The organism is Streptomyces sp. NPDC026515 (assembly GCF_055567595.1).
This window is the reverse complement of record NZ_JBVHQD010000004.1, coordinates 63,523-87,385: the sequence shown is the minus strand read 5'-3', so window position 1 is coordinate 87,385 and position 23,863 is coordinate 63,523. Positions and strand designations below refer to the sequence as shown.

Genomic DNA, 23,863 nt, shown 5'->3' with positions numbered 1-23,863 from the left:
CAGTGGACCTGCACTTCGGCGACAGCAAACCGACGGACGAGGAACGGGCGGCCGTCGACGCCCTGCTGGGCCCCCCGGAATCCTCCTGGGAGGGCGCCGACCGTTGCGACGCGGACCTGAGGTGGGCGCGCGGCGGCCGGGAGGCCCGGGACCGCCGCGACCTGCTGCTGCCGGGGCTGCACGCGATCAACGACCGGGTCGGCTGGATCAGCGCGGGCGCCCTCGACTACCTGTGCCGCCGCCTGACGGTCCCGCCGGCCGAGGCCTACGGCGTGGCCACCTTCTACGCGATGTTCTCCGTCACCCCCCGCCCTGCGACCGTCCTGCACGTCTGCACGGACCTGGCGTGCACGGCGGCCGGGGCGTCCGCGCTGTGCGCCGGGGCGGAGGAGAAGCTGGGCGCTGGCGTGCACGTCGAGCGCGGCCCCTGTCTGGGGCTGTGCGAGCGGGCCCCGGCCGCCCTCGCCATCCGGGCCGGGGAAACGGTGCGTACGGCGGTGGCGGCGCCGGCGACCGTGGCCACGGCCGTCCTCGCGGCCACCACGCCCGACTCGGCACCGCAGGAGCCACCGGCCGCGTCGGCCGTGCCGCAGGCGGGCCAGGAAGGCCTCGTCCTGCTCCGGCGGGTCGGCGTGGTCGACCCGGCGTCCCTGGACGACTACCGTGCGCACGGCGGCTACACCGCCCTGCGCCGGGCCTTCGCGCTCGGTCCCGCCGGCGTCATCCGCGAGGTCACCGACTCCGGCCTGGTCGGGCGCGGCGGCGCCGCCTTCCCCACCGGCCGCAAGTGGCAGGCCACGGCGTCCCAGCCGGACCGGCCGCACCACCTCGTCTGCAACGCCGACGAATCCGAGCCGGGCACCTTCAAGGACCGCGTGCTCCTGGAGGGCGACCCGTACGCGCTGGTGGAGGCGATGACCGTCGCGGCGTACGCGATCGGCGCGCACCGGGGCTTCGTCTACGTCCGCGGCGAGTACCCGCGAGCGACCCGGCGTCTGCGGCACGCGATCGGCCAGGCGCGCGCCCGGGGCTTCCTCGGCGACGACGTCCTCGGCCAGGGCTTCGCCTTCGACATCGAGATCCGGCGCGGTGCCGGGGCGTACATCTGCGGTGAGGAGACGGCCCTGTTCAACTCCATCGAGGGGTACCGGGGCGAGCCCCGCTCGAAGCCGCCGTTCCCGGTGGAGAAGGGGCTGTTCGGGAAGCCGACGGTCGAGAACAACGTGGAGACGCTGGTCAACGTGCTGCCGATCCTGACCATGGGCGCCCCGGCGTACGCGGCGATCGGCACCGCGAAGTCCACCGGCCCGAAGCTCTTCTGCGTGTCGGGGAGCGTGGCCCGCCCCGGGGTCTACGAGCTGCCGTTCGGCGCCACGCTCGGCGAGCTGCTCCGGCTCGCCGGAGTCCGGGAGGACCTGCGGGCGGTGCTGCTCGGCGGGGCGGCCGGCGGCTTCGTACGGCCCGACGAACTGGGCATCCCGCTCACCTTCGAGGGCACCGCACAGGCGGGCACCACACTCGGCTCCGGTGTGGTGATGGCCTTCGACGGCACCGTGCCGCTCCCCCGGCTCCTGCTCCGGATCGCCCAGTTCTTCCGGGACGAGTCCTGCGGTCAGTGCGTGCCGTGCCGGGTGGGCACGGTCCGGCAGGAGGAGGCACTGCACCGGATCGTCGCGCGCACCGGCGCCGGGGCGGCCGACGACATCGCGCTGCTGCGCGAGGTCGGCCGGGCGATGCGGGACGCCTCGATCTGCGGTCTGGGCCAGACCGCCTGGAACGCCGTGGAATCCGCCATCGACCGTCTGGGAGCGTACCGATGACCGTCACACCGCTGGGGATCCCGCGCCGGCTCCTCGAGTTCACGATCGACGGCGATCAGGTCCGGGCCCCGGAGGGCTCGACGATCCTGGAGGCCTGCCGGGCGGCCGGCACGGACGTCCCGACGCTCTGCGAGGGCGACACCCTGCGCCCGAAGAACGCCTGCCGGGCGTGCGTGGTCGAGGTGGAGGGCGCCCGGACCCTGGTGCCGGCCTGTTCGCGGAAGGCCGAGCCGGGGATGGTGGTGCGCACCGGCACCGAGCGCGTCCGGCACAGCCGCAGGATCGTCCTGGAGCTGCTGGCCTCCTCCGTGGACCTGTCGACGACCCCACGGGCAGCCGAGTGGATCAAGGAGTACGAGGCGAGACCGGACCGCTTCGGCCCCGGCGCGGCCCGGCTGGACGAGGAGCCCCGGGTCGACAACGATCTGTACGTACGCGACTACGGCAAGTGCATCCTCTGCTACAAGTGCGTGGACGCCTGCGGCGACCAGTGGCAGAACAGCTTCGCGATCTCGGTCGCCGGGCGCGGCTTCGACGCCCGGATCGCCGTGGAGCAGGACGCCCCGCTGACCGACTCGGCCTGTGTGTACTGCGGGAACTGCGTGGAGGTGTGTCCCACCGGGGCGCTGTCGTTCAAGTCGGAGTTCGACATGCGGGCGGCGGGCACCTGGGACGAGTCGCGGCAGACGGAGACGACCACGGTGTGCGCGTACTGCGGTGTGGGCTGCAACCTCACGCTCCATGTGCAGGACAATGAGATAGTCAAGGTCACCTCGCCGCACGACAACCCGGTGACCCACGGCAATCTCTGCATCAAGGGCCGTTTCGGCTACCAGCACGTACAGAACCGGGGCTGATCAGACCATGGGACGAGTCACGGAACGACGCAAGGTCCTCCGGATCCGGGACGGAGCGGTCTCCGCCCGGCCGGACACGCTCGTCGCCGAGGAACCGCTGGAGATCAGGCTCAACGGGAAACCGCTGGCCGTCACGATGCGCACGCCCGGCGACGACTTCGCGCTCGCGGCCGGGTTCCTGGTGAGCGAAGGCGTCCTGGCGACCGCCGACGACCTGCAGAACATCGTCTACTGCGCGGGGGCGACGGTGGACGGCTCCAACACCTACAACGTGGTCGACGTACGGACCACGCCCGGGGTCGAGCTCCCCGACTTCACCCTGGAGCGGAACGTCTACACCTCCTCGTCCTGCGGCCTGTGCGGCAAGGCGAGCCTCGACGCGGTGCGTACGACGGCCCGCTGGCCGATCGCCGACACTCCCCCGGTCCGGGTGGAACCCCGGCTGCTCGCGAGCCTCCCCGACCGGCTCCGCGCGGCCCAGCAGGTGTTCGACCGGACCGGGGGGCTGCACGCGGCGGCCCTGTTCACCGAGGACGGGGAGCTGGTGGACGTCCGTGAGGACGTCGGCCGGCACAACGCGGTCGACAAACTGGTCGGACGGGCCCTGCAGAACGGCGGCCTGCCGCTCTCCCGGGCGATCCTGCTGGTCTCCGGCCGGGCCTCCTTCGAACTTGCGCAGAAGGCGGTGATGGCGGGCATCCCGATGCTGGCGGCGGTCTCCGCGCCGTCCTCGCTGGCGGTGGACCTGGCGGCGGAGACCGGTCTGACCCTGGTCGGCTTCCTGCGGGGTCCGAACATGAACGTGTACGCGGGCGAGGACCGCATCGCCCTGCGGGCCGCGACCTCCCAGGGCTGAACCGGTTCCCCGCGGCACGGCGGCGGGGCCCCGACCGGCGGGGAGCGCCCCCTGCGCCGCAGGGGCCCCGCCTCAGCCTGGTTCCGCGACGCCCGCCGCGGCCTCGGCGAACGCGGCGATCAGCGGGGAGCGGCGGCCGGCCGCCCACGCCAGCAGCACCTGGTCGGGTTCGGCGTCGGTGACCGGGACGTAGGCGATGTCGGGACGGGAGTACTGCTGGGCGACCGAGCGCGGCACCATCGTGATGGCGGTGCCGGCGGCCACGCACTCGAACTTCTCCTCGATGGTGCGCAGCGGCAGGTCGCCGGGGAGCGGGTCGTTGTAGCGCACCCACTGCTCGCCCTGGAGGTCGGCCAGTGAGATCTCCTGCTTCCCGGCCAGCCGGTGCCGGTCCGGGAGCATGGCCACCCGGGGCTCGCTGTACAGCGGGCGCAGTTCGAGTCCGTCCGGCCGGACCGGCTGCCGTACGCAGGCGATGTCGACGGTGCCCTGGAGGATCAGTTCCTCCTGGTCGTCCCACTCGACCCGGCAGGCCTTGGTCTCGACGTCCGGGTGGGCCGCGGTGAAGGCACGCAGGGCCCGGGTGACGACGACACCGGCGCGGAACCCGACGACCAGACGGCGCCGGCCGCGGGCGGCCTGGAGGACGCGGCGCCGGGTGCCGGCGGCGACCGCCAGCAGCTGCCTGGCGTCGTCGAGCAGCTGACGCCCGGCGTCGGTCAGGGTCACACCGTGGCTGTCGCGGACGAACAGCTCGGCGCCCAGGTCCTTCTCCAGCGCGCGGATCTGGCGGCTGAGCACCGGCTGGGCGATGTGCAGGCGCTCGGCCGCCCGGCCGAAGTGGAGGAGGTCGGCGACCGCCACGAAGTAACGGACCTTGCGCAGATCCAGGTCCATGCCCACGCCTCCCGGCCGGTGACGACGATGTCTTCAGGGTATCGCCACCGACGAAAGAGGTCTTGGACGGCGGCTGCCGAAAGGTCGCAGGCTGGAAGCGTCCGAACGGGACGGAACAGCAGCTCGGAAGGGGCCGGTCATGGATCTGCAGGGTCAGCGCGTGGTTGTCGTCGGGGGTACGTCGGGCATCGGGCTCGCGGTCGCGCAGGGCGCGGCGCGGGAAGGCGCTCACGTGGTGGTCGCCTCGCGCCGTCAGGAGAACGTGGACGCGGCGCTGAAGGTGCTGCCCGAGGGGGTCGAGGGGCGGGTGCTGGACGCCACGGACGAGGAGGCGGTGCGCGGCTTCTTCGCCGCGGTCGGCGGCTACGACCACCTGGTGTTCACGGCGGGTGACGCGCTGCTGCTGGAGACGGTGGCCGGGACGAGTGTCGAGGCGGCCCGGCGTTTCCTGGACACCCGGCTGTTCGGTGCGTACACGGTGGTGAAGCAGGGCGTCGGGTCGATCCGTCCGGGCGGTTCGGTGGTGCTGACGACCGGGACGGCGGGGCAGCGGCCGCTGCCGGGGTCGAGTGTCGCGTCGGCGCTGTGCGGGGCGATGGAGTCGCTGACGCGGGCGCTGGCCGTGGAGCTGGCGCCGGTGCGGGTCAACGTGGTCTCGCCGGGAGTGGTGCGCACCGAGCTGTGGCGGACGCTGCCGGAGGCGACGCGCCAGGAGCTGTACCGGTCGTCCGCCGAGTCGCTGCCGGTGGGGCGGATGGGCGAGCCGGCGGATGTGGCGGAGGCGTACCTGTACCTGATGCGGGGGGGATACAGCACCGGGTCGGTGGTGGTCGTGGACGGAGGCGGGTCGCTGGTCTGAGCGGTCAGGCGGGGGTGAGGCGTACGTCGGCCGCGGTCACGACCGTGCCCAGGCGCGGGAAGTCGAGCCGGACGGAGGCGTCGTGCTCGGCGGCGGTGAGGGCGGCCATGGCGTCCGCCACGAAGACGAGGTCGTAGCCGAGGTCGGCGGCGGCACGGGCGGTGGACTCGACGCCGAGGTTGGTGGCGATGCCGCCGAACACCAGACGGGTGACGCCGAGCCGGCGCAGCCGGGCGTCGAGTTCCGTGCCCTGGAAGCCGCCGATGGTGTGCTTGACGATCTCCAGGTCCCCTTCTCTGCGGAGTCCGGCCACCAGCCCGCTGCCCGGCGGCTGGTCGGCGAGCGCGGGCCGTTCCACGCGGAGCAGCACGACGGGTGCGCCGGCCGCCCGGAAGGAGTGGGCCAGTTCCTCGGCGGTGCGCAGGACGTCGGTGCCCTTGCGGGGCTCCAGGGGCAGCGCGACGATGCGGTCCATCAGGTCGACGAGGACGAGAGCGGTGCGCGCCGGGTCGAGCGCCAGGGGTGCGGTCATGACGGAACGTTAGCCGTCATCAGCCGTCCGTACCGGAAATCCGGATCAACAGGCCCATGACCTGGTCGCGTCCGCCGACGTGTCCGCTCAGCGGCCGGAGGTCCCGGTGCGCACCGGCGGCCGTGGCGTCGCCACGGGGGCGGCAGGGGGCGCGGCCTCCGCCTCCTGGGCCTCCGGGTCATGGGCGCGGCGCTTGGCGATGACCGCGCACACCATGAGCTGCATCTGGTGGAACAGCATCAGCGGCAGCACGGCCAGCGAGGCGTGGGCGCCGAACAGGACACTGGCCATGGGCAGCCCGGACGCGAGGGACTTCTTGGACCCCGCGAACTGGATGGCGATCCGGTCCCCGCGGCCGAAGCCGAGCGCCCTGGCGCCGTACCAGGTCAGCAGGAGCATCACGGCGAGCAGTACGGCCTCGACGGCGAGCAGCCCGGCCAGCCGGACGGCGCTGACCTGGTGCCAGATGCCGCGGACCATGCCCTCGCTGAACGCGGTGTAGACGACGAGCAGGATCGACCCGCGGTCGACCAGGCCGAGGATCTTCTTGTGCCGGGCGATGAACTTCCCGGCCCACGGGCGCAGCAGCTGTCCGGCGAGGAACGGCACCAGCAGCTGGAGGACGATCTTGACGATCGAGTCGGCGGAGAAGCCGCCTCCGCCGCTGCCGAGCAGTGCGGCGGCGAGCAGCGGGGTCAGGACGATCCCGATCAGCGAGGAGAAGGACCCGGCGCATATCGCGGCGGGCACGTTGCCCCGGGCGATCGAGGTGAAGGCGATCGACGACTGGATGGTCGAGGGCACCAGGGTGAGAAAAAGGAGCCCCTGGTAGAGCGGATGGGTGAGCAGCACGGGCACCAGGCCGCGGGCGGCCAGTCCGAGCACCGGGAAGACCACGAAGGTGCAGACCAGGACCGTGACGTGGAGCCGCCAGTGCCGCAGTCCGTCGACGGCCTCCCGGGTGGACAGCCGGGCGCCGTAGAGGAAGAACAGAAAGGCGATCGCGGCCGTGGAGGCGCCGGAGGCCACGTCGGCGGCCGTGTCCCGGGCCGGGAGGAGCGCCGCGAGGCCCACCGTCCCGAGCAGCAGCAGGACGTACGGGTCGATCGGCATCCAACGGGGCCAGCTCAGGCGTTTCACGGTGCTCCACTTGCGGTCGGTCCACGGTGTCGGCCGGCGCGTGCGCCGGGCTGTCGCTGGAGGCCGGAAGGCCCCTCCCCATCGTCCTCCTCCGAAAGGTGATCGGGAATCCGGTATACCACTCTGACTGCCATCGCGTTCCGCGATAGCATGTCGGAGTGTACGAACCTTCGCAGCTGCGGACCTTCCTCGCGGTGGCCCAGACCCTCAGCTTCACCCAGGCGGCCCGCCGGCTGGGACTGCGCCAGTCGACGGTCAGCCAGCACGTCCGCCGTCTGGAGGACGCGGCCGGCCGCCAGCTGTTCTCCCGGGACACGCACTCGGTGGAACTGACCGAGGACGGCGAGGCGATGCTCGGCTTCGCCCGCCGGCTCCTGGAGGTGCACGAGCAGGCGGCGGCCTTCTTCACGGGTACCCGGGTCGGCGGCCGGCTCCGCTTCGGCGCGTCGGAGGATTTCGTCCTCACCCGCCTGCCGGAGATTCTGGAGGGGTTCCGCCACGACCACCCCGAGGTGGACCTGGAGCTGACGGTGGAGCTGTCGGGCACCCTGCACGAGCAGCTGGCCGCCGGGAAGCTGGACCTGGTACTGGCGAAGCGGCGCGCGGAGGATCCGCTGGGCGAGCTGGTCTGGCACGACGACCTGGTGTGGATCGGCGCGGAACGGCTCCGCGTGGACCCCGACCGCCCGGTCCCGCTGATCGTCTATCCCCCGCCGGGCATCACCCGCACCCTGGCCCTGGAGGCCCTGGAACGCCAGGGCCGCCCGTGGCGCATCGTCTGCACGAGCGGCAGCCTGAACGGGCTGATCGCGGCGGCCAGGGCGGGCCTGGGCGTGATGGCCCACTCGAGGGGCCTGATCCCCCCGGGCCTGTTCCGCGTCCCCGACCGGGCGGACCTCCCGGATCTGGGCAAGGTCGACTTCGTCCTGGTGCACGGCCCCAGGCGGTCACCGGCCCAGTCCGCGGCGGACGCGCTGGCCGCCGCGATCCTGGCCAGTGGCACCCACCTCAGGCGCCCCTGACCGGCGGCGCCCCGGGCCCTCCGTGGCCGGCACCCACTCCAGCCGTCCCGGCGCCCCGCTCGGGCATGCGCACAGATGCGCGGTATCACGCGGCACGGGCGCCGAGCACCGCCTGGCCGAGGTCGCCCGCACCGGCGCCGGCCGGCCGGGCTGCTCGCCTCCGGGGCGGCCTGCATCGACGTCGGGCACCGGTCCGAGGTGCTGGGATTCTCGAAGTCCGCGGTGCTGTGGATCACCACCACACCGGCCGCGATGCACGCCGTGGGCCAGGCGCTGGCGAGGCACGACGAGGCGGCTCCTGATGGGCCGCCCCGACACCGGGGTTCGCGCTGGTGGGTGTCGGCACCGGCCGCGTGTCACCGACGGTCGCGGGCGCGGCGCCGACGGCGGGTGGTGCGGCGAACACCGTCCGGCGGCTGGGGTACGCGCTCGGGGTCGCCGTCTCCGGGAACCGTGGTGAGGGCACGGATGACCCGTGCGCGGGCGGCGCGGGGGCCGACAACGGACCCGGTCAGGCAGTCGCCGGAGGACACGGCCCTGCCGCGGGGCCGACCGGCCGGTAACCGGCCAGGGGCGGTAACCGGGTCGTACAGATTCAGTGGAGATTACGGAGGCGGAACTTACTCTGCCGTAGGTATTCTGTCCGACCCTTCCCCATGTGAGCGCATTTTCCAGGCCCTGACGGGCGCATACGAGCGCAATGCTCGATTTCGCACCCCCTCCCGAACGGTTCTCCGGTGGGGTAGCTTTCACGGCGCTGTGCGGAGCGTGACTGGGGAGCGAGAAGCGGGAGCGGGGTTTGCGCGAGTTCACCAACCCGCCGTTGGCGTCGACGCCGCCGGTGGGCGGTCTGGCCGACTGCGTGTTCGAGCATGCCCTGACGGACCCGCTGCACATCGCCCTGGGCCGCAAGGACGACCTCGGAAACTGGCGTGATGTGACCTCCGCCGAGTTCCGCGACGAGGTCCTGGCCCTCGCCAAGGGCCTGCTGGCACGCGGCATCCGGTTCGGCGACCGGGTCGCGATCATGTCCCGCACCCGCTACGAGTGGACGCTGTTCGACTTCGCCCTGTGGACGATCGGCGCCCAGGTCGTGCCGGTCTACCCCACGTCGTCGGCCGAACAGTGCTTCTGGATGCTGTACGACGCCGAGTGCACGGCCGCGATCGTGGAGCACGAGGACCACGCGATGACGATCGCCACCGTCATCGACCGGCTGCCGCAGCTGCGCCAGCTGTGGCAGCTGGACTCCGGCGCGGTGCAGGAGCTGTACGACGCGGGCGCACACCTGGAGGACGAGGTCGTGCACCGGCACCGGCAGGCGGTCACCCCGGACTCGGTCGCCACGATCATCTACACCTCGGGCACCACCGGCCGGCCGAAGGGCTGTGTCCTCTCGCACGGCAACTTCATGTACGAGGCGGACACGGTCGTCGGCCGCTGGGAGTCGGTGTTCCGTGCGAAGAAGGGTGAGGAGGTCTCCACCCTGCTCTTCCTGCCGCTCGCGCACGTCTTCGGCCGCATGGTCGAGGTGGCCGCGATCCGGCACGGCGTCCGCTTCGGCCATCAGCCGCAGCTGAACGCCGCCGCGCTGCTGCCCGACCTGGCCGCGTTCCGGCCGACGTTCATCCTTGCCGTGCCGTACATCTTCGAGAAGGTGTTCAACGCGGCCCGGCGCAAGGCGGAGAAGGAGGGCAAGGGCGGCCCGTTCGGGAAGGCCGTCGAGATCGCCGTGAAGTACGCCGACGCCGTCGAGGCGAAGGCGTGGGGCACCGGAGCCGGCCCGTCGGCGTCACTGCGGGTGCAGCACCAGGTCTTCGACAAGCTCGTCTTCGCCAAGGTGCGGGCGGCGATGGGCGGCCGGATCCGCAACGCGATGTCCGGCGGCTCGGCCATGGACCGCAGGCTCGGCCTGTTCTTCGCCGGCGCGGGCGTGCAGATCTACGAGGGTTACGGCCTGACCGAGTCGACGGCGGCCGCCACCGCCAACCCGCCCGAGCGCACCCGCTACGGCACGGTCGGCCAGGCCATCCCGGGCACCGCCGTGCACATCGCGGACGACGGCGAGGTGTGGCTGCACGGCGACAACGTCTTCCAGGGCTACCTCAACAACCAGAAGGCCACCGACGCATCCCTGCACGATGGCTGGCTGGCAACCGGCGACCTGGGCGTTCTCGACGAGGACGGCTATCTGACCATCACCGGCCGCAAGAAGGAGATCCTCGTGACCTCCGGCGGCAAGAGCGTCTCCCCCGGTGTCCTGGAGGAGCGGGTGCGCGACCATCCGCTGGTCAACCAGTGCATCGTGGTGGGCAACGACCGCCCCTACATCGCCGCTCTGATCACCCTGGACACCGAGGCCGTCGAGCACTGGCTGCAGATGCGCGGCAAACCGCCGATGTCCGCGGCCCAGCTGGTGCGCGACGACGACCTGGAGACCGAGGTGCGGCGCGCGGTGGTGGCCGCCAACACCCTGGTCTCACAGGCCGAGTCGATCCGTACCTTCCGTATCCTCGCCCAGCCGTTCACCGAGGAACACGGCCTGCTGACCCCGTCGTTGAAGCTCAAGCGCAAGGCGATCGAGAACGCCTACGCCAACGAGGTCGAGGCCCTCTACCGGGCCTGAGGGACCATCGGCCGGCACCTGATGTCGATCCGGAGGACCTGGTCGGATCCGTCGGGCTCGTCGCCCCTGTTGTCGCAGCCGGTGGTGGACAGCCACAGCCAGACCGCCCGGCACCTCGGTCACGGTGGAGCGCTCGGGTACGGGCCCGGAGCAGGACCAGGGTGAGCGCGTCCTCGCCGCCGAGGGTGTGACCGGTCACTTCGAGTGCCGTCTCCACGACCTGGTGACCAGGGCTTCGCCCGACCTTTTCATCGGATGTCTGCCGGACAGCGGGTTCCGGCCGCTTGCCTTCGGGCCTCATCTCGCCCATGGGCACGTACCTGCTTTCGTGAGGTCGGAGGTCGCAGAGCGCAGACAGCGGCAGGAACGGGCCGCGGTCAATGGTCCGGACCCGTAAGGTCGGATGCATTTCCGGCCAATCTCCGTCTCGGGAGGCCGACTCGGCGCACGGTTCCGGCGGATTCCGGGCTCAGGAATGCATCACGGCCGGTGATCGTTGACGATGGGGGTACCACCTGTCGACAACCTAAGGATCGAGAGCTCGTGAGCAGCAAGGTCCCCCCGAAAATCCTCAACAACGGCATCGAGATGCCCCAGCTGGGCTTCGGTGTGTGGCAGGTGCCCGACGACGAGGCCGAGCGGGCCGTCGCCACGGCACTGGAGGCCGGGTACCGCAGCATCGACACAGCGGCGATCTACGGCAACGAGGAGGGCACCGGCAAGGCCATCGCCGCCTCCGGTGTGCCTCGCGAGGACATCTTCGTCACCACCAAGCTCTGGAACGCCGACCACGGGTACGACGCCACCCTGCGCGCCTTCGACGCGTCGCTGGCGAAGCTGGGTCTGGACCACCTGGACCTGTACCTCATCCACTGGCCGCTGCCGACCCGGGGCAAGTACGTCGACTCCTACCGGGCGTTCGAGAAGCTGCTGGCCGACGGCCGGGTCCGGGCGATCGGCGTCTCGAACTTCCTCCCGGAGCACCTGGAGCGGCTGATCGAGCAGACGTCGGTCATCCCGGCGGTCAACCAGATCGAACTGCACCCGCACCTGCAGCAGCACGCGGCCCGGGAGTTCCACGATGAGCAGGGCATCGCCACCGAGGCCTGGTCGCCGCTCGGCCAGGGCAAGGGCCTGCTGGAGGTGCCCGCGATCGTCGCCATCGCGCAGAAGCACAACCGCACCCCGGCCCAGGTCGTGCTGCGCTGGCACATCCAGCTGGGCAACGTGGTGATCCCGAAGTCGGTCACACCGTCCCGGATCAAGGAGAACATCGAGGTGTTCGACTTCAGCCTGGACACCGAGGACCTCGCGGCGATCAGCGCGCTCAACGAGGACCGCCGCATCGGCCCCGACCCGGCCACCTTCGACGTGGGCTGATCCGCAGCCCGCCGCGCAGCGCACCGGCCGTCCCGCCGTGTTCACGGCGGGACGGCCGTCCGCGTTCCCCGACGCCCGTGCGGGGACCGTCAGTCGGAGTGCATGTCCGCGTGGACGACCTCGAACTCCTCCAGGGCGATCACGGTCACATGCGCCTTGGCCACGTCCTGTCGCCGCGCGGCCGCCTGGCCGCCGCGGGACGCGGCCATCGAGGCGCGGTCGACGAAGAGCACACCGGCCAGGCCCCGGCCCAGCTCCCGGTCCACGAACAGGGCGCACCGCGCGAACCCGGGCAGCGTCTCCAGGCGGGGTATCGCCGACGCGCGGAACGTCTCGACGAACAGGTCCGCGTCGGACGGGTCGAACTCCACCCTGGTCGTCCGCACTCCGCCGCCCACCCTCGGCGGCTGCGCCGAGCGGAAGACGGCCACCTCGTAGTTCTCGACGGTGACGGTGCCCGCGAACGGCTCCAGCATCGGCCCGCGCCGCTCGCGCATCACCTGGTCGCTGTTGCGCCGTGCCTCCTCGGAGCCCCACCAGCTCACCGCCAGCAGCTTGCCCAGCTCCCGGTCGACGAAGACGCCCGCACCCCGGTACCCGGGGCGCTCCTCCAGCAGACTGCGCCCCTCGCTGTTCAGCGCCCGGACGGCCGCGTCGATCCGCGCCGGATCGCCGGTGACGTACACGGTACGTACGAACATGACCCCTCGTCTCCCAGGAGCCACCGGAGCCACCACCCAACCCGCGCGCGGCTCCTGCGTAAATGTTCGGAATGTCCTGCACCACCAGTGTTCCCCGGGGCTCATTCGCTCGCAATGCATGACAATTCCCCGAGTTCACACTCAGGGGTTGACGCGGACATGCAGCTGGGGCCACCTTGTACGGCACCCGGTCAGGAAACTTTCCTAACAGAAGGGGACCCCCACAGTGCGCATCCGAACACTGACCCTCGCCGCGGCCTCCGGGGCCGCACTGCTGGCCGCCGGAGTGCTTCCCGCGAGCGCGTCCGGCGCCACCGTCCCGAAGTCCGCCCAGGAGGGCTCGGTCAGCGCGGCCGACCTGCTCGCCAAGGTGACCTCCTGCTCCCAGATCTCCAACGGCAAGTACCGGACCGACGACGAGACCTCGGCCACGGTCCCCGTGTGCGGCAAGAACGGCGCGGTGTTCTGGAAGTCCGACATGGACATCGACTGCGACGGCCAGCGCACCACCAACTGCAACGAGGACCGCGATCCCTGGTACCAGGACGACACGGCCTTCCACCAGTCCGACGGCAGCCCACTGAAGGCGGAGACCCTGCCCTACGTGGTGGTGCCCAGCTCCAGCAGCATATGGAACTACTCCAGCGCCGGCATCAAGGGCGGCGGCGTGGTGGCCGTCATCTACAACAACAAGGTGGAGTACGCGGTGGTCGGCGACACCGGCCCCACGCAGATCATCGGCGAGGCGTCCTACGCCACCGCCAAGGCCCTGGGCATCGACCCCGACCCGGAGACCGGCGGCGCCGACTCCGGGGTGACCTACATCCTGTTCAAGAACTCCAAGGTCTCCCCCATCGAGAGCCACAGCGCGGCGGTGTCTCTAGGTGACCAGTTGGCGAAGCAGTTCCTGAGCGCCAACTGACAGGCCGGGAGCGGGCTGGTCCCGGACAGGCCGGGACCAGCCCTGGACAGGTCAGTTGGGCTGCCCCAGCGGCCGTACGACGAGGGTGTTGACGTCCACGCCGGCCGGCTGCCGGATCGCCCACACCACCGAGTCGGCGATCTGGTCGGCGGTCAGCAGAAGACCGGGCGGCAGGCTGCCGTTGGCCTCCCAGAACGGGGTCTCCACCCGGCCCGGCGCGACCAGCGTGACGCCGATGCCGAAGTCGGTGACCTGGCGGCGGGTGTTCTCCGCGAGCCCGGTGACCGCCCACTTGGTCGCGCCGTACAGGTTGCCGGGCGTGTTCACGAACCCGGCGACGCTGCCGACCAGCACGATCCGGCCCCGGCTCGCCTTCAGGGCGTCGACGGAGGCCCGGATCAGCAGGGCGGGGCCGAGGACGTTGGTGAGGATCATCTCGGGCCAGCCCGCCGGGTCGCCGTCCACCACGGTGTCATGGGTGGCGAAGCCTGCGTTGGCGACGACCGTGTCGAGCCTGCCGTACGTCTTGAGCGTGCGCTCGACCGCCGCCTGCACGTCGGCGTACTCGGCGGTGTCCCCCACGACGGTCAACAGGCCGTCCGGGTCGCCGAGTTCGCGGGCGAAGGCGCGCAGCCGCCGCTCACCGCGGCCGGTGACGGCCACCCGGTGACCGGCGTCGAGCAGTTGCCGTGCGACGGCGGCGCCGATGCCGCTGCCGCCACCGGTGACGAGCGCGACCGGAGAGTCGGTCATGATGTTTCCCCCTGGTGACTGGACGATCGACCCGGAGTCCATCACTTCGAGTGCTCTCGATGTCAACCGCCGTTCGCGTCACGGGCGTTGCTCAATCCGGCACCGCGGCTTCCCGAAGCCTCCGGGCCGACGCGGCCCGCCGCCGCTGGACGGGCCGTACCGCCGTGTGCACGGTGCGGGCGCCCAGGACGAACACGTCCGGCCTGCGGTGCGCGCTCGCCGGGTCCGCCGGGTCGAGGAGGCGGTCCAGGGTGGCACGGTCATCGGCGTCAAGCCCTTCGCCGACCGTGTCCCGCAGCCGGGAGAGGATCTCGGTCACGTAGGCGCGGGCCTTGCCGGAGGCAGGGGCGGGCAGGTCGATGAGGAAGGTGCGGCTGCGGGCGTACCTGAGACCGGCGGAGCCGAGCAGCGCGGGCCAGTCCTCGGGCTCGGCGACGGTTCCCGCCAGGTCGGCGCGCATCCGCGCGAACCACTCCTCCTGGAGCGCGTCCAGCCGTGCCTGGAGCCCGGGCCGTCCGAAGCCGAGGTCACGGGGCAGGAAGCGGCTGGGCAGCCCCCCTTCGAGGATGGCCAGGGTGCCACCCGGGGCCAGCCGCTCGCCGAAGGCGGTGAGCGCCGCCCGCTGGTCGCCGAGGTGGTGCAGGCTGTGCCCGGCCCACAGGAGGTCCGCCGGGTACTCCAGCTTGTCCAGCACGCCGGGGAGTTCACCGGCGAGGACGCCGAAGCGGTCCGCGACGCCCAGGCGCGCCGCGCGGGCCGTGGCCCGGTCCAGGAGCGGTTCGCTGCCGTCCACGGCCACCACCCGGGCGCCCGGGAAGGCCTCGGCGAACAGGCACGACACCACACCGGGCCCGCTGCCCGCGTCGACGATCAGCCCCGGCTCGGTGACCTCCGTGCCGAGCCAGCCCAGGGCGTTCTCGTAGAGCGGGGCGAACAGCTCCGCCTGCGATTCCAGGTGCGGGGCCATCTCGGCCCAGTCGATGTCCGTGTGGGAGTGCGGGTGGGCACGGCTGTCGGTGTGCTGGTGGTGGTGATCGTGCGCCATGGGAGCGGCCTCTCGTCCGGGTGCCGCCAGCCTGCGCCGACGTGCCCCCGAAGGCCAGTCCTGTTGCCGGGGCGGCAAAAAACAGGATGCGGACGGCAAGGCCGGCGGGCCACGATGGCCGGATGGACGACGAACTGGCCGAGCGCTTCGTGACCGACGGCTTCGTGAAGATCGAGGGCGCCGTCGCACCCCGTGTCGCCGAGGGCTGCGCCCGGCGGCTGTGGCGGGAGACGGGGTACGACGCCGAGGACCCTGCCACCTGGAAGGACCCGGTGGTCCGGGTCGGCGGCCTGGCCGACGGCCCGTTCGCCGCCGCACCCAACTCCCATGTGCTGCATGAGGCGTTCGACCTGCTGGTCGGTGAGCGGCGCTGGGACCCGCGCTACTCGCTGGGCGCCTTTCCGCTGAGGTTCCCGCACCGTGAGGAGCCGGACGACGCGGGCTGGCACATCGACACGAGCTTCATGCCGGAGGGTGCCACCGACTGGTACGCCAACCTGTGGTCCAGGGAGCGCGCCCTGCTGATGCTGTTCCTGTTCAGCGAGGTGACCGACCAGGACGCCCCGACCCGGATCCGGGTCGGCTCGCACCTGGACGTGCCCCGGATCCTGCAGCCCTACGGCGCCCGGGGTGCCACGCTGCGGGAGCTCGGCGCACAGGTGGCGGCGGCCTCCGCGCACCGGCCGGTCGCTCTCGCCACCGGCCGGCCGGGCGACGTCTACCTGTGCCACCCCTTCCTCGTCCATGCCGCGCAGCCGAACCACGGCACCCGTCCGCGCTTCCTGGCCCAGCCGCCGCTGTACCTGAACGCGCCCCTGGAGCTGGACCGCCCCGACGGGAACCACTCGCCGGTCGAGCGCGCCGTCCGCCGGGGCCTGGCCCTGGACTCCCGGGGCTGACCCCGGCGGACGGTCGCCGTCCCAGGACAGCGGCGGGCAGGCGTTCGCCATCAGCTGCTGGAACTGGGCGGAGAACCAGTGCCCGGACAGCGGCCCGTTGGGCAGCGCGCCCGAGGGGTTGATGCCGTTGCGGGCGTTGCCCGTGCAGGTCGGGCCGCACATCCGGTCGAAGCCCTTGCCCTCGTCGGCGACGGCGGTGCTGGACCCGTCGGACTGGCCCGGAGGCTTGATCCAGACGTAGGCGTCGATCCGGGTGACGGGGCTGGCCTGCGGACGCTCGCCGAGACCGGCTCCGGACCGGTTGCACCAGTTGCCGATGTGGATCCGGCGGTCGTAGCGCCCGCCGTAGACATAGGTGTCCACACTGGTCGTCGCGCCGGGTCCGGCCGGGCGGGCGCTGCCGCCCCGGCCGTTGCGGGAGGTGTCGGTCAGCATGCCGATGCCGGAGTCGAAGCCGACCGAGACCAGCGACTGGCGGACGGAGGTGCCGTTCACCGTGTCGTTGGCGGTGAAGTTGGTCTCCTTCAGGGCGCTGTGGCTTGCCGTGTCGGTGATGAAGCCGGCCACGTCGTCGGCGGTCGCGCCCGCGCTGGTGGCCGCCTGCCTGACGATGGCGGTCGCGGGGGCGAAGTTGTCGTCCCAGGCGAGCCGGCCGTGCTGCCCGGCGTCCAGATAGTCGCAGACGTGCGGGATCGCACCGAGCCTGGCGAGGGCGCGCTGCGGCCGCACCTGCTTGCCGGGCCCCCTCGCACGGGGCCCGGCACCTCTCGCACCGGCCGGAAGGCGCTTTCCGCTCACACCGGAACGGCCCCCGCCGCTCGACGGGTCCGGTCAGCGTACGACCAGCCGGTGCGCTCCCGGCGGGACCAGTTCGCCGACGACCGGGGCGCCCGGGACCTCGCCGGCGACGAGGAGGCCGCCGGAGGTCTGGGCGTCGGCGAGGAGGAGCCGGGTCAGGTCGTCGGTGTCGCCGAAGTCGGTGTACGGGGTGACCCATGCGAGGTTGCGGCGGGTGCCGCCGCTGATGTGTCCGGTGCGGGCGGCCTCCCGGGCACCGTCGAGGAACGGCACCGCGGCGGAGTCGACGACGGCCGTCACGTCCGATGCGCGGGCGAGCTTGTACAGGTGTCCCAGCAGGCCGAAGCCGGTGACGTCGGTGGCGCAGACCGCCCCCGCGGCCAGCGCGGCGCGGGCCGCGTCGCGGTTGAGCGCCACCATCGTCTCGATCGCCTGCGGGAAGACCTCGCCGGTCGCCTTGTGCAGGTTGTTGAGGACTCCCAGCCCCAGTGGCTTGGTCAGCGACAGTGGCGTCCCCGGCCGTCCCGCGTCGTTGCGCAGGAGGCGGTCCGGATCGACGGTGCCGGTCACCGCCATGCCGTACTTGGGTTCCGGATCGTCCACGCTGTGGCCGCCCGCCACGACACAGCCCGCCGCCGCGGCGATGTCCAGTCCGCCGCGCAGCACCTCTCGTGCCAGGTCGAACGGCAGCACGTCCCGGGGCCAGCACAGGAGGTTGACCGCCACGAGCGGGGTGCCGCCCATGGCGTAGACGTCGGAGAGCGCGTTGGCGGCGGCGATGCGGCCCCAGTCGTAGGGATCGTCGACCACCGGTGTGAAGAAGTCCGCCGTGGCGACGGCGGCGGTCGCCCCGGAGGTGCCCGGCAGCCGGACGACCGCCGCGTCGTCACCGGCTTCGAGCCCCACGAGCAGGTCGCCCCTCGCGACGCCGGGCGTCCCCGGGACCGTCAGCGCGGCGACGATCTCCTCGAGTTCGCCGGGGGGAATCTTGCAGGCGCAACCGCCGCCGTGGGCGTACTGCGTGAGCCGCGCGGGGCCCTGCTGCCGTGGCTCCTGGACACCGGTCCGGATGTCGGTCATGGGTGCATCAGTCCTTGCGGGTGAGGGGGAGCGCCGTGTGGCGCGTTGACTTGCCCGGGAATGCGACGGTTCGATGGCCCGACGGGGAGACGTAAGGGTGCCTGGTGGCCCTCCCGGTCCTCAAAACCGAGGTGTCCGAGCAACTCGGGCAGGCGGGTTCGATTCCCGTCCGTCTCCGCCGGCCGGCGCGTTCGGGCCCCGTCACCGGCCGTCCGGACCCGGTGCCGGGCAGCGGCGCAGCGCGGCGTCCACCCGCACGGTGTGACCGTGCCGGTCCAGGTGTTCCAGCAGCGGAACGGCGACCCGGCGCGTGGTGTCCAGCGCCCGGCGTGCCTGGCTGGTGGTGAACGGCTGCGCCAGCCGGGCGAGGACGGCCGCGGCCCGTACGTCCGCGTCCGGAAGCAGCACGATCCCCGGGCCGATCCGCAGCAGGGTTCCCGCGGCCTCGGCGGCCGCCAGCAGCTGGGGAGTGAGGCCGAGTTCGCGCAGCCGCCCGGCGTCCGGGGCGTGGAACGGAGCACGCGCGAGGTCCGCGCGTACGGCTGCCACCGCGGCCTCGGCCGCGGGCGGCAGGGTGGGGCCGCCGTGGCTGCCGTAGAGCCGGCCGTCGCGGTACCGCAGGGCGGGGCAGTGTGCCCGGAGCGCGTCGACGAGGCCGCGGTCCGGCAGAGCGAGCGTCCGGCGGGCCGCCTCCAGGGGCATGCCGGGTTCGAGGGGGTTGCGGACGGCGTACTCCTCGACCGCCTCGGCCAGGCGCTCGCGCAGCGCCGCCCAGTGGGCCGGGTCCGCCAGCCACTCCCCCGCGACCGGTTCGACGGGGGGCCGCACGCCCATGGCGAGCAGCTCGGAGCGGTGGATGAGACCGCGTCGGCGCAGTTCTCCCGCGCCGTCGGCGTGTTCGGCAACCGCCCCCAGTTCCCTGGCCCGGGCCGCCGCCGCACCGCGCCGGGCAAGCCGCGGCGGGCGGACGTCGAGCACGGTGACCCCGGCCGGGACACGGTGCAGCCCGGGGTCGCGCAGCAGCGCGACGTCGCCGACGCGCAGCGGCAGCGGTGCGGCCAGCCGCAGGCGTGCGGTGTCCGTGCCGAGCGGACGGACCATCACCGGCACCGCAGCGGAGCCCGCGTGCAGCGTGAGGTCGCGGGGCAGGTCGCGGGCCGCGTCGCCGCGCAGGCGTACGTCCGTGACGCCGGTGATCAGCCAGCGGTCCGGGGTGAGCAGCGCGTCCCCGCGACGCAGGTCCGCGGCGCCCGGCCCGGTCACGTTGACCGCCACCCGCGCGACCGCGCCGGCCTCCTGGCACTGCTCCTTGAGGCACTCCAGCCCGCGTACCCGCAGCGTCCGCCCGTCGCGGGCGAGCCGGAGCCGGTCGCCGACGCGCACGGTCCCCGCGCCGAGAGTGCCGGTGACGACCGTGCCGTGGCCGCGCACCGTGAACGCCCGGTCCACCCACAGCCGTACGTCCGCGGTGAGGTCGGGGGCGGGCAGGCCGCCGGTCATCCGGACCAGGGCGGCGCGCAGCGCGTCCAGGCCGGCACCCGTCACCGCGCTGACGGCCACACTCGGCACGGCACCGAGGGACGAGCGGGCGATCCGGGCGAGCGCCCCGGCGCGGGCCGCGTCCGGTGCGGCCAGGTCGCGGCGGGTGACGGCGAGGACGCCGTGCCGTACCCCGAGCGCGTCCAGGACGCACAGGTGCTCCTCGGACTGCGGTTGCCAGCCCTGGTCGGCGGCGACGACGAAGAGGACGGCGGGGACCGGGCCGACCCCGGCCAGCATGTTGCCCACGAGGCGTTCGTGCCCCGGTACGTCCACGAAGGCGATGTCACCCGCGCCGGGCAGGCGCGTCCACACGAACCCGAGGTCCAGTGTCATGCCCCGGAGCCGTTCCTCCGCCCAGCGGTCGGGCTCCATCCCGGTCAGGGCGCGCAGCAGCGCGGACTTGCCGTGGTCGACGTGTCCCGCGGTGGCGACGACGTGCACGGGTCAGCTCCCCGTCCCCGGCCCCGCCGCCCCGGACGGGACCTCGGCCAGGCGCACCGCCCGCGCCACGAGCGCGTCGGCCTCCGGCGGCAGCGCCCGCAGGTCCAGCAGGCAGCGGCCGTCCTCGACGCGGCCCATGACGGCGGGGTCGGTCGCGCGCAGCGGGGCCGCGTAGGCGGCGGGCAGCGAGACGGCGGCGCTCGGCAGCGTCACGCCCGGCGCGCCGCCGCCGCCGACCACCGCCTCGGTGTCGACGGCACGGCTGTCGAAGCCGTCCGCGCGCAGGCCCGCGGCGAGGTCCCGGGCGCGTTCCCGCAGCCGTACCGGGTCGGCGCGCAGGGCGGTGACCGTCGGGGGGAGGGGGCCGCGCACGGTCGCCTCCAGGGCGGCAAGGGTCAGCTTGTCCACCCGCAGGGCACGGGCCAGCGGGTGCCGGACCAGCCGCCGCACCAGTTCCGCGTCGCCGAGCACAAGCCCGCACTGCGGTCCGCCGAGCAGCTTGTCGCCGCTGGCGGTGACCAGGGACGCCCCGGCCCGCAGCCAGGTCGTCGCGTCGGGCTCGCCCGGCAGCGCGGGTTCCGGGGCGAGCAGTCCGGAGCCGATGTCGGCCACCACCGGCACGCCGAGCGGGGCCAGTTCGGCCACGGAGGTCTCCCGCGTGAAACCGGTGACCCGGAAGTTGGACGGGTGGACCTTCAGGACGAAGCCGGTCTCCGGACCCAGGGCCGCCGCGTAGTCGGCGGGTGTGGTGCGGTTGGTGGTGCCGACCTCGCGCAGCCGGGCGCCGGTGGCGACGAGCAGGTCGGGCAGCCGGAAGCCGTCCCCGATCTCCACCAGCTCGCCCCGGCTGACGACGATCTCCCGGCCCTGGGCGAGCACGGTCGCGGCCAGGACGAGCGCCGCCGCGCCGTTGTTGACCACGTGGGCGGCCTCGGCGGCCGGCACGGCGCGCAGCAGGGCGTCGAGTGCCGCTCGCCCCCGCCGGGAACGGGTCCCGGTGACGAGGTCGAGTTCGACGTCCGCGGTGCCGGACGCGGCCAGTACGGCGTCCCGGGCGGCCGGCGAGAGGGCGGCCCGGCCCAGGTTGGTGTGGAGCAGTACGCCGGTGGCGTTGACGACCGGGCGCAGGGCGCAGGCGGTGGCGGGGAGGGCGGCCACGGCACGGTCGGCGATCTCGTCGACGGGTACCTCGCCCGCCCGGGCCCGGGACTGCACTGCCGCGACCACGTCCTTGACCAGCTCCCGCCCGAGCCGCCGCGCCGCCGCGGTCAGCCGGGGATCGGCCAGCAGCACATCGGTACGCGGCAGTCCGCGCCGCCCGTCGACGGGCGCCCCGGCGTCCGCCTGCTCGCGCGCCATCCCGTGCACCTCCGCTCCGGCCCTGCTGACGGCAACCCGGCCAGGCTAGGTCGGCGACCGCTTCCGCGGCCCGCGCCGCACCGTGAGCGTCCCCTCCCTGACCTGCCCGGCTCATGCCCCCACCAGGATCGGCACCCGGCCCGCCGACCCGGATCGGACCGCGCCCAAAAACCGCGCCGCACCCCGAGCGGCCCACGCCCCCGCCGGGATCGGTGCCCGGTGCTGATCGTGACGGGGTCAGGCGTCGCCCTCGGACTCCTGGCGGGCGTCGAGGCGTTCGCGTTGTGGTTTCACCACGTACGCCGGGTCCTTCGTGGACGCGACGCCCGCCTCGAAGGTCCCGAACCGCTGGAACCCGCTGCCCGCCAGGAGCGCGAGGCCGCCGAGCGCGGCGGCGACCCGGCTGCGGCGGGCGAAGGTGAGGGCGGCGCACGCCCCGCCGATGGTCAGGTACTCCGACGCCCTGCGCATCCGGTGGGCGGCACCGTGGGTGAACGCCGAGGTCTCGAACTGCGGCCTGCGGTCGATGCGGTGGGCCGCCACGATCTCGATCGCGGCCCCGAGGAGAGCCAGCCGGCGGGCCGGGGCCGCCTCCGCCGGCGGGGCGCAGATCATCGCCAGACCGGCGCCGCTCGCCGCGGCGGACCCCGTGAAGACGAACGGCAGCTCCCGGTAGGCCTCGTGCCAGGCCGGCACCGCCGTCTGGGAGAGCAGCACGGCCGTGTACGAAGCGAGCGCGGGGGCGATCGCGGCCGCGGAGACGCCGCCGAGCCGGGCGGCCCACTTCACGGCGGTGGTGAGCCCCGCTCGGTCCAGCCAGGGCTTCGGCACGAGTTCGGCGATGCCGGCCAGGGAGCAGCCGGGGCCGTAGGACATCAGGATCCAGGTGCCCATCGACATCGGGGAACTCGGCTTCGCCACCCGCATCATGTGGTGGAAGCGCAGTGGCCGGCCGAGGTCACCGATGAGGAAGTAGCTGCTGGCGAGCAGGGCCCCGAAACTGCCGACCCGGCAGGACCTGCGCGTCTCGGGCCGCCCGGTCAGGTCGGCGCCGACGGCCAGCAGGGCGGCGCCCGCCGACAGGCCGCCGGCGAGGAGGTAGGCGGGGACCTTCCACTCCCAGACCGGCGGCTTCAGCACCGGGCGTCCGTAGTAGGAACGGAACTCCGCGCGCGGGACCATCGGCTCCTCGCCGGCGCCGCCCCCGCGGTGCTTCCCGCCCGCGCCGCGTCCGGTCATCGACGGCCTGCCTTGACGAACACCGAGGCGGACGCGGCCATCATCATCCCCGCCGCAACCGCCGCGTGCTTCCACATCGATCCCAGGTCGCGGGTGGTGACGACCGGGTCCGGTGGCAGCCCGTAGACCTCCGGCTCGTCGAGGAGCAGGAAGAACGCGCCGTCGCCGCCGACCCCGTCGTCGGGGTCACGGCCGTAGAGCCGGGCCTCGGGCACGCCTGCCTCGTGGAGCTGTTCCAGGCGGGCGTCGGCGCGCTCGCGCAGTTCGTCGAGGACGCCGAACTGGATGGAGTCGGTCGGGCAGGCCTTCGCGCAGGCCGGTTCCAGACCTCCCTTGAGCCGGTCGTAGCACAGGGTGCACTTCCAGGCCCGGCCGTCGTCGGGGCGGCGGTCGATGACGCCGTAGGGGCAGGCGGAGACGCAATAGCCGCAGCCGTTGCAGATGTCGGGCTGGACGACGACGGTGCCGAACTCGGTCCGGAAGAGCGCCCCGGTGGGGCAGACGTCCAGGCATCCGGCATGGGTGCAGTGCTTGCACACGTCCGACGACATCAGCCAGCGGAAGTCGGTGCGGGTCTCCGCGCCGCTCCCGGCGCCGGGCAGGTCGAAGCTCGGGAAGCCCAGGTCGACCGGCTCCGTGCCGAGTTCGGCGCCGGCACGGTGGCCCGCGTCCTGCAGCGCCTCCGCGACCACCTCGCGGGTGGTCTCCGTCCCGGACGGTCCGGTGGGCAGGCCGACCAGGCCGGAGTCCTGGTCGCCGAGGCGCAGGTCCTGCTCGATGAAGGCGACGTGCCGCCAGGTGCTGGCGCCGAGCGAGCCGGTGTTGTCGTAGGACATGCCGAGCAGGTCGAAGCCGTCCGTCGGGACACCGTTCCACTCCTTGCAGGCCACCTCGCACGCCTTGCAGCCGATACAGACGGAGGTGTCGGTGAAGAAACCGACCCGGGGCGGGTGGTCCTCGGGGTGGCCGGCGTCCCCGGCCGGGTCCGCCAGCGGGCCGAAGAAGCTGTTCTCGTGCTCGCTCATCAGGGTTCCTCCGGCCCTTCAGTGGTGGCCGGGCGGCCGTCTTCGTCCGGTCCGTCCGTCCGGTGGCCGT

20 protein-coding genes, 1 tRNA gene and 1 pseudogene are annotated in these 23,863 nt (G+C 73.1%); 10 read left to right on the top strand and 12 right to left on the bottom strand.

The features are described from left to right. Positions 1-2 precede the first annotated feature (2 nt). The 3 genes from ACZ4O3_RS08870 to fdhD are packed head-to-tail and all read left to right on the top strand — an operon-like array spanning position 3 to position 3,533. Positions 3-1,820: an NADH-ubiquinone oxidoreductase-F iron-sulfur binding region domain-containing protein gene (locus ACZ4O3_RS08870; protein ID WP_467721721.1), complete on the top strand. Its 1,818-nt coding sequence runs from the start codon at positions 3-5 to the stop codon at positions 1,818-1,820. Continuing rightward, complete coding sequence (locus ACZ4O3_RS08865; RefSeq protein WP_362730549.1) at positions 1,817-2,677, top strand: 2Fe-2S iron-sulfur cluster-binding protein; 861 nt, start codon at positions 1,817-1,819, stop codon at positions 2,675-2,677. Before ACZ4O3_RS08870 ends, ACZ4O3_RS08865 begins: the two co-directional genes overlap by 4 nt. A 7-nt stretch (positions 2,678-2,684) precedes the next feature. Then, entirely contained in the window at positions 2,685-3,533 is an 849-nt protein-coding gene (gene fdhD, locus ACZ4O3_RS08860) for a formate dehydrogenase accessory sulfurtransferase FdhD (protein WP_467721720.1), read from the top strand. A 72-nt stretch (positions 3,534-3,605) separates the two neighbouring features. Here fdhD and ACZ4O3_RS08855 read toward each other — a convergent pair whose 3' ends face one another. Then, positions 3,606-4,430, bottom strand: a complete 825-nt coding sequence (locus tag ACZ4O3_RS08855; protein ID WP_467721719.1) for a LysR family transcriptional regulator — start codon at positions 4,428-4,430, stop codon at positions 3,606-3,608. Positions 4,431-4,569: 139 nt separating this feature from the next. Between ACZ4O3_RS08855 and ACZ4O3_RS08850 the strand changes: the two genes are divergently transcribed. Then, positions 4,570-5,289 carry an SDR family oxidoreductase gene (locus ACZ4O3_RS08850; protein ID WP_362731215.1) on the top strand — a complete coding sequence of 240 codons (720 nt, stop codon included), beginning with the start codon at positions 4,570-4,572 and terminating at the stop codon, positions 5,287-5,289. 4 nt (positions 5,290-5,293) lie between these two features. Here the strand turns inward: ACZ4O3_RS08850 and ACZ4O3_RS08845 are convergent, their stop codons facing one another. Both ACZ4O3_RS08845 and ACZ4O3_RS08840 read right to left on the bottom strand, forming a co-directional pair. Then, entirely contained in the window at positions 5,294-5,821 is a 528-nt protein-coding gene (locus tag ACZ4O3_RS08845) for an isochorismatase family protein (RefSeq protein WP_362731213.1), read from the bottom strand. 87 nt (positions 5,822-5,908) lie between these two features. Then, positions 5,909-6,961 (bottom strand): bile acid:sodium symporter family protein, encoded by a 1,053-nt coding sequence (locus ACZ4O3_RS08840; protein ID WP_467721718.1) that lies wholly within the window; start codon positions 6,959-6,961, stop codon positions 5,909-5,911. A gap of 158 nt (positions 6,962-7,119) precedes the next feature. Here ACZ4O3_RS08840 and ACZ4O3_RS08835 point away from each other — a divergent pair, with 158 nt between their 5' ends. From ACZ4O3_RS08835 to ACZ4O3_RS08825, 3 genes are all read left to right on the top strand, one after another. After that, a complete protein-coding gene (locus tag ACZ4O3_RS08835) occupies positions 7,120-7,983 on the top strand; it encodes a LysR substrate-binding domain-containing protein (RefSeq protein WP_362731737.1) in 864 nt (287 codons plus the stop codon). Positions 7,984-8,782: 799 nt separating this feature from the next. Beyond that, positions 8,783-10,609 (top strand): AMP-dependent synthetase/ligase, encoded by a 1,827-nt coding sequence (locus tag ACZ4O3_RS08830; RefSeq protein ID WP_362729689.1) that lies wholly within the window; start codon positions 8,783-8,785, stop codon positions 10,607-10,609. 543 nt (positions 10,610-11,152) lie between these two features. Continuing rightward, entirely contained in the window at positions 11,153-11,989 is an 837-nt protein-coding gene (locus tag ACZ4O3_RS08825; RefSeq protein ID WP_384989912.1) for an aldo/keto reductase, read from the top strand. Positions 11,990-12,078: 89 nt separating this feature from the next. Here the strand turns inward: ACZ4O3_RS08825 and ACZ4O3_RS08820 are convergent, their stop codons facing one another. Further along, complete coding sequence (locus ACZ4O3_RS08820; protein WP_467721717.1) at positions 12,079-12,690, bottom strand: hypothetical protein; 612 nt, start codon at positions 12,688-12,690, stop codon at positions 12,079-12,081. A 226-nt stretch (positions 12,691-12,916) separates the two neighbouring features. Here ACZ4O3_RS08820 and ACZ4O3_RS08815 point away from each other — a divergent pair, with 226 nt between their 5' ends. Beyond that, entirely contained in the window at positions 12,917-13,612 is a 696-nt protein-coding gene (locus tag ACZ4O3_RS08815; protein ID WP_467721716.1) for a glycoside hydrolase family 75 protein, read from the top strand. A 51-nt stretch (positions 13,613-13,663) separates the two neighbouring features. Here ACZ4O3_RS08815 and ACZ4O3_RS08810 read toward each other — a convergent pair whose 3' ends face one another. Beyond that, positions 13,664-14,365 carry an SDR family oxidoreductase gene (locus ACZ4O3_RS08810; RefSeq protein ID WP_362729968.1) on the bottom strand — a complete coding sequence of 234 codons (702 nt, stop codon included), beginning with the start codon at positions 14,363-14,365 and terminating at the stop codon, positions 13,664-13,666. A gap of 91 nt (positions 14,366-14,456) precedes the next feature. Next, positions 14,457-15,410: a class I SAM-dependent methyltransferase gene (locus tag ACZ4O3_RS08805; RefSeq protein ID WP_467721715.1), complete on the bottom strand. Its 954-nt coding sequence runs from the start codon at positions 15,408-15,410 to the stop codon at positions 14,457-14,459. Between the two features lie 122 nt (positions 15,411-15,532). Between ACZ4O3_RS08805 and ACZ4O3_RS08800 the strand changes: the two genes are divergently transcribed. After that, the gene (locus ACZ4O3_RS08800; RefSeq protein ID WP_384990044.1) at positions 15,533-16,309 is read left to right on the top strand and encodes a phytanoyl-CoA dioxygenase family protein; all 777 of its coding nucleotides are present in this window, start codon (positions 15,533-15,535) and stop codon (positions 16,307-16,309) included. 27 nt (positions 16,310-16,336) lie between these two features. Here ACZ4O3_RS08800 and ACZ4O3_RS08795 read toward each other — a convergent pair. Both ACZ4O3_RS08795 and selD read right to left on the bottom strand, forming a co-directional pair. Then, positions 16,337-17,023, bottom strand: a pseudogene (locus ACZ4O3_RS08795) (glycoside hydrolase family 6 protein); the annotation flags it as partial. Between the two features lie 117 nt (positions 17,024-17,140). Further along, positions 17,141-18,187 carry a selenide, water dikinase SelD gene (selD, locus tag ACZ4O3_RS08790; protein ID WP_467721714.1) on the bottom strand — a complete coding sequence of 349 codons (1,047 nt, stop codon included), beginning with the start codon at positions 18,185-18,187 and terminating at the stop codon, positions 17,141-17,143. Positions 18,188-18,272: 85 nt separating this feature from the next. Between selD and ACZ4O3_RS08785 the strand changes: the two genes are divergently transcribed. Beyond that, a tRNA-Sec gene (locus ACZ4O3_RS08785) sits at positions 18,273-18,365 on the top strand. A gap of 23 nt (positions 18,366-18,388) precedes the next feature. Here ACZ4O3_RS08785 and ACZ4O3_RS08780 read toward each other — a convergent pair. The 4 genes from ACZ4O3_RS08780 to ACZ4O3_RS08765 form a co-directional block, all read right to left on the bottom strand. After that, entirely contained in the window at positions 18,389-20,170 is a 1,782-nt protein-coding gene (locus ACZ4O3_RS08780; protein WP_467721713.1) for a SelB domain-containing protein, read from the bottom strand. Between the two features lie 3 nt (positions 20,171-20,173). Continuing rightward, positions 20,174-21,529, bottom strand: a complete 1,356-nt coding sequence (selA, locus tag ACZ4O3_RS08775; protein ID WP_467721712.1) for an L-seryl-tRNA(Sec) selenium transferase — start codon at positions 21,527-21,529, stop codon at positions 20,174-20,176. Between the two features lie 237 nt (positions 21,530-21,766). After that, positions 21,767-22,768, bottom strand: coding sequence for an NrfD/PsrC family molybdoenzyme membrane anchor subunit (gene nrfD / locus ACZ4O3_RS08770; protein WP_467721711.1), 1,002 nt, complete (start codon positions 22,766-22,768; stop codon positions 21,767-21,769). Beyond that, positions 22,765-23,793: a 4Fe-4S dicluster domain-containing protein gene (locus tag ACZ4O3_RS08765; protein WP_362727026.1), complete on the bottom strand. Its 1,029-nt coding sequence runs from the start codon at positions 23,791-23,793 to the stop codon at positions 22,765-22,767. The genes nrfD and ACZ4O3_RS08765 overlap by 4 nt, the downstream gene beginning before the upstream one ends. Between the last annotated feature and the right edge of the window lie 70 nt (positions 23,794-23,863).

What these genes read in the sequence shown, in the direction of transcription:
- fdhD (WP_467721720.1), top strand. Translation starts at nt 2,685, where the DNA reads ATGGGACGAGTCACGGAACGACGCAAGGTCCTCCGGATCCGGGACGGA.
- ACZ4O3_RS08845 (WP_362731213.1), bottom strand. Translation starts at nt 5,821, where the DNA reads ATGACCGCACCCCTGGCGCTCGACCCGGCGCGCACCGCTCTCGTCCTC.
- nrfD (WP_467721711.1), bottom strand. Translation starts at nt 22,768, where the DNA reads ATGACCGGACGCGGCGCGGGCGGGAAGCACCGCGGGGGCGGCGCCGGC.
- ACZ4O3_RS08805 (WP_467721715.1), bottom strand. Translation starts at nt 15,410, where the DNA reads ATGGCGCACGATCACCACCACCAGCACACCGACAGCCGTGCCCACCCG.
- ACZ4O3_RS08810 (WP_362729968.1), bottom strand. Translation starts at nt 14,365, where the DNA reads ATGACCGACTCTCCGGTCGCGCTCGTCACCGGTGGCGGCAGCGGCATC.
- ACZ4O3_RS08850 (WP_362731215.1), top strand. Translation starts at nt 4,570, where the DNA reads ATGGATCTGCAGGGTCAGCGCGTGGTTGTCGTCGGGGGTACGTCGGGC.
- ACZ4O3_RS08865 (WP_362730549.1), top strand. Translation starts at nt 1,817, where the DNA reads ATGACCGTCACACCGCTGGGGATCCCGCGCCGGCTCCTCGAGTTCACG.
- ACZ4O3_RS08855 (WP_467721719.1), bottom strand. Translation starts at nt 4,430, where the DNA reads ATGGACCTGGATCTGCGCAAGGTCCGTTACTTCGTGGCGGTCGCCGAC.
- ACZ4O3_RS08800 (WP_384990044.1), top strand. Translation starts at nt 15,533, where the DNA reads ATGGACGACGAACTGGCCGAGCGCTTCGTGACCGACGGCTTCGTGAAG.
- ACZ4O3_RS08820 (WP_467721717.1), bottom strand. Translation starts at nt 12,690, where the DNA reads ATGTTCGTACGTACCGTGTACGTCACCGGCGATCCGGCGCGGATCGAC.
- selA (WP_467721712.1), bottom strand. Translation starts at nt 21,529, where the DNA reads ATGGCGCGCGAGCAGGCGGACGCCGGGGCGCCCGTCGACGGGCGGCGC.
- ACZ4O3_RS08765 (WP_362727026.1), bottom strand. Translation starts at nt 23,793, where the DNA reads ATGAGCGAGCACGAGAACAGCTTCTTCGGCCCGCTGGCGGACCCGGCC.
- selD (WP_467721714.1), bottom strand. Translation starts at nt 18,187, where the DNA reads ATGACCGACATCCGGACCGGTGTCCAGGAGCCACGGCAGCAGGGCCCC.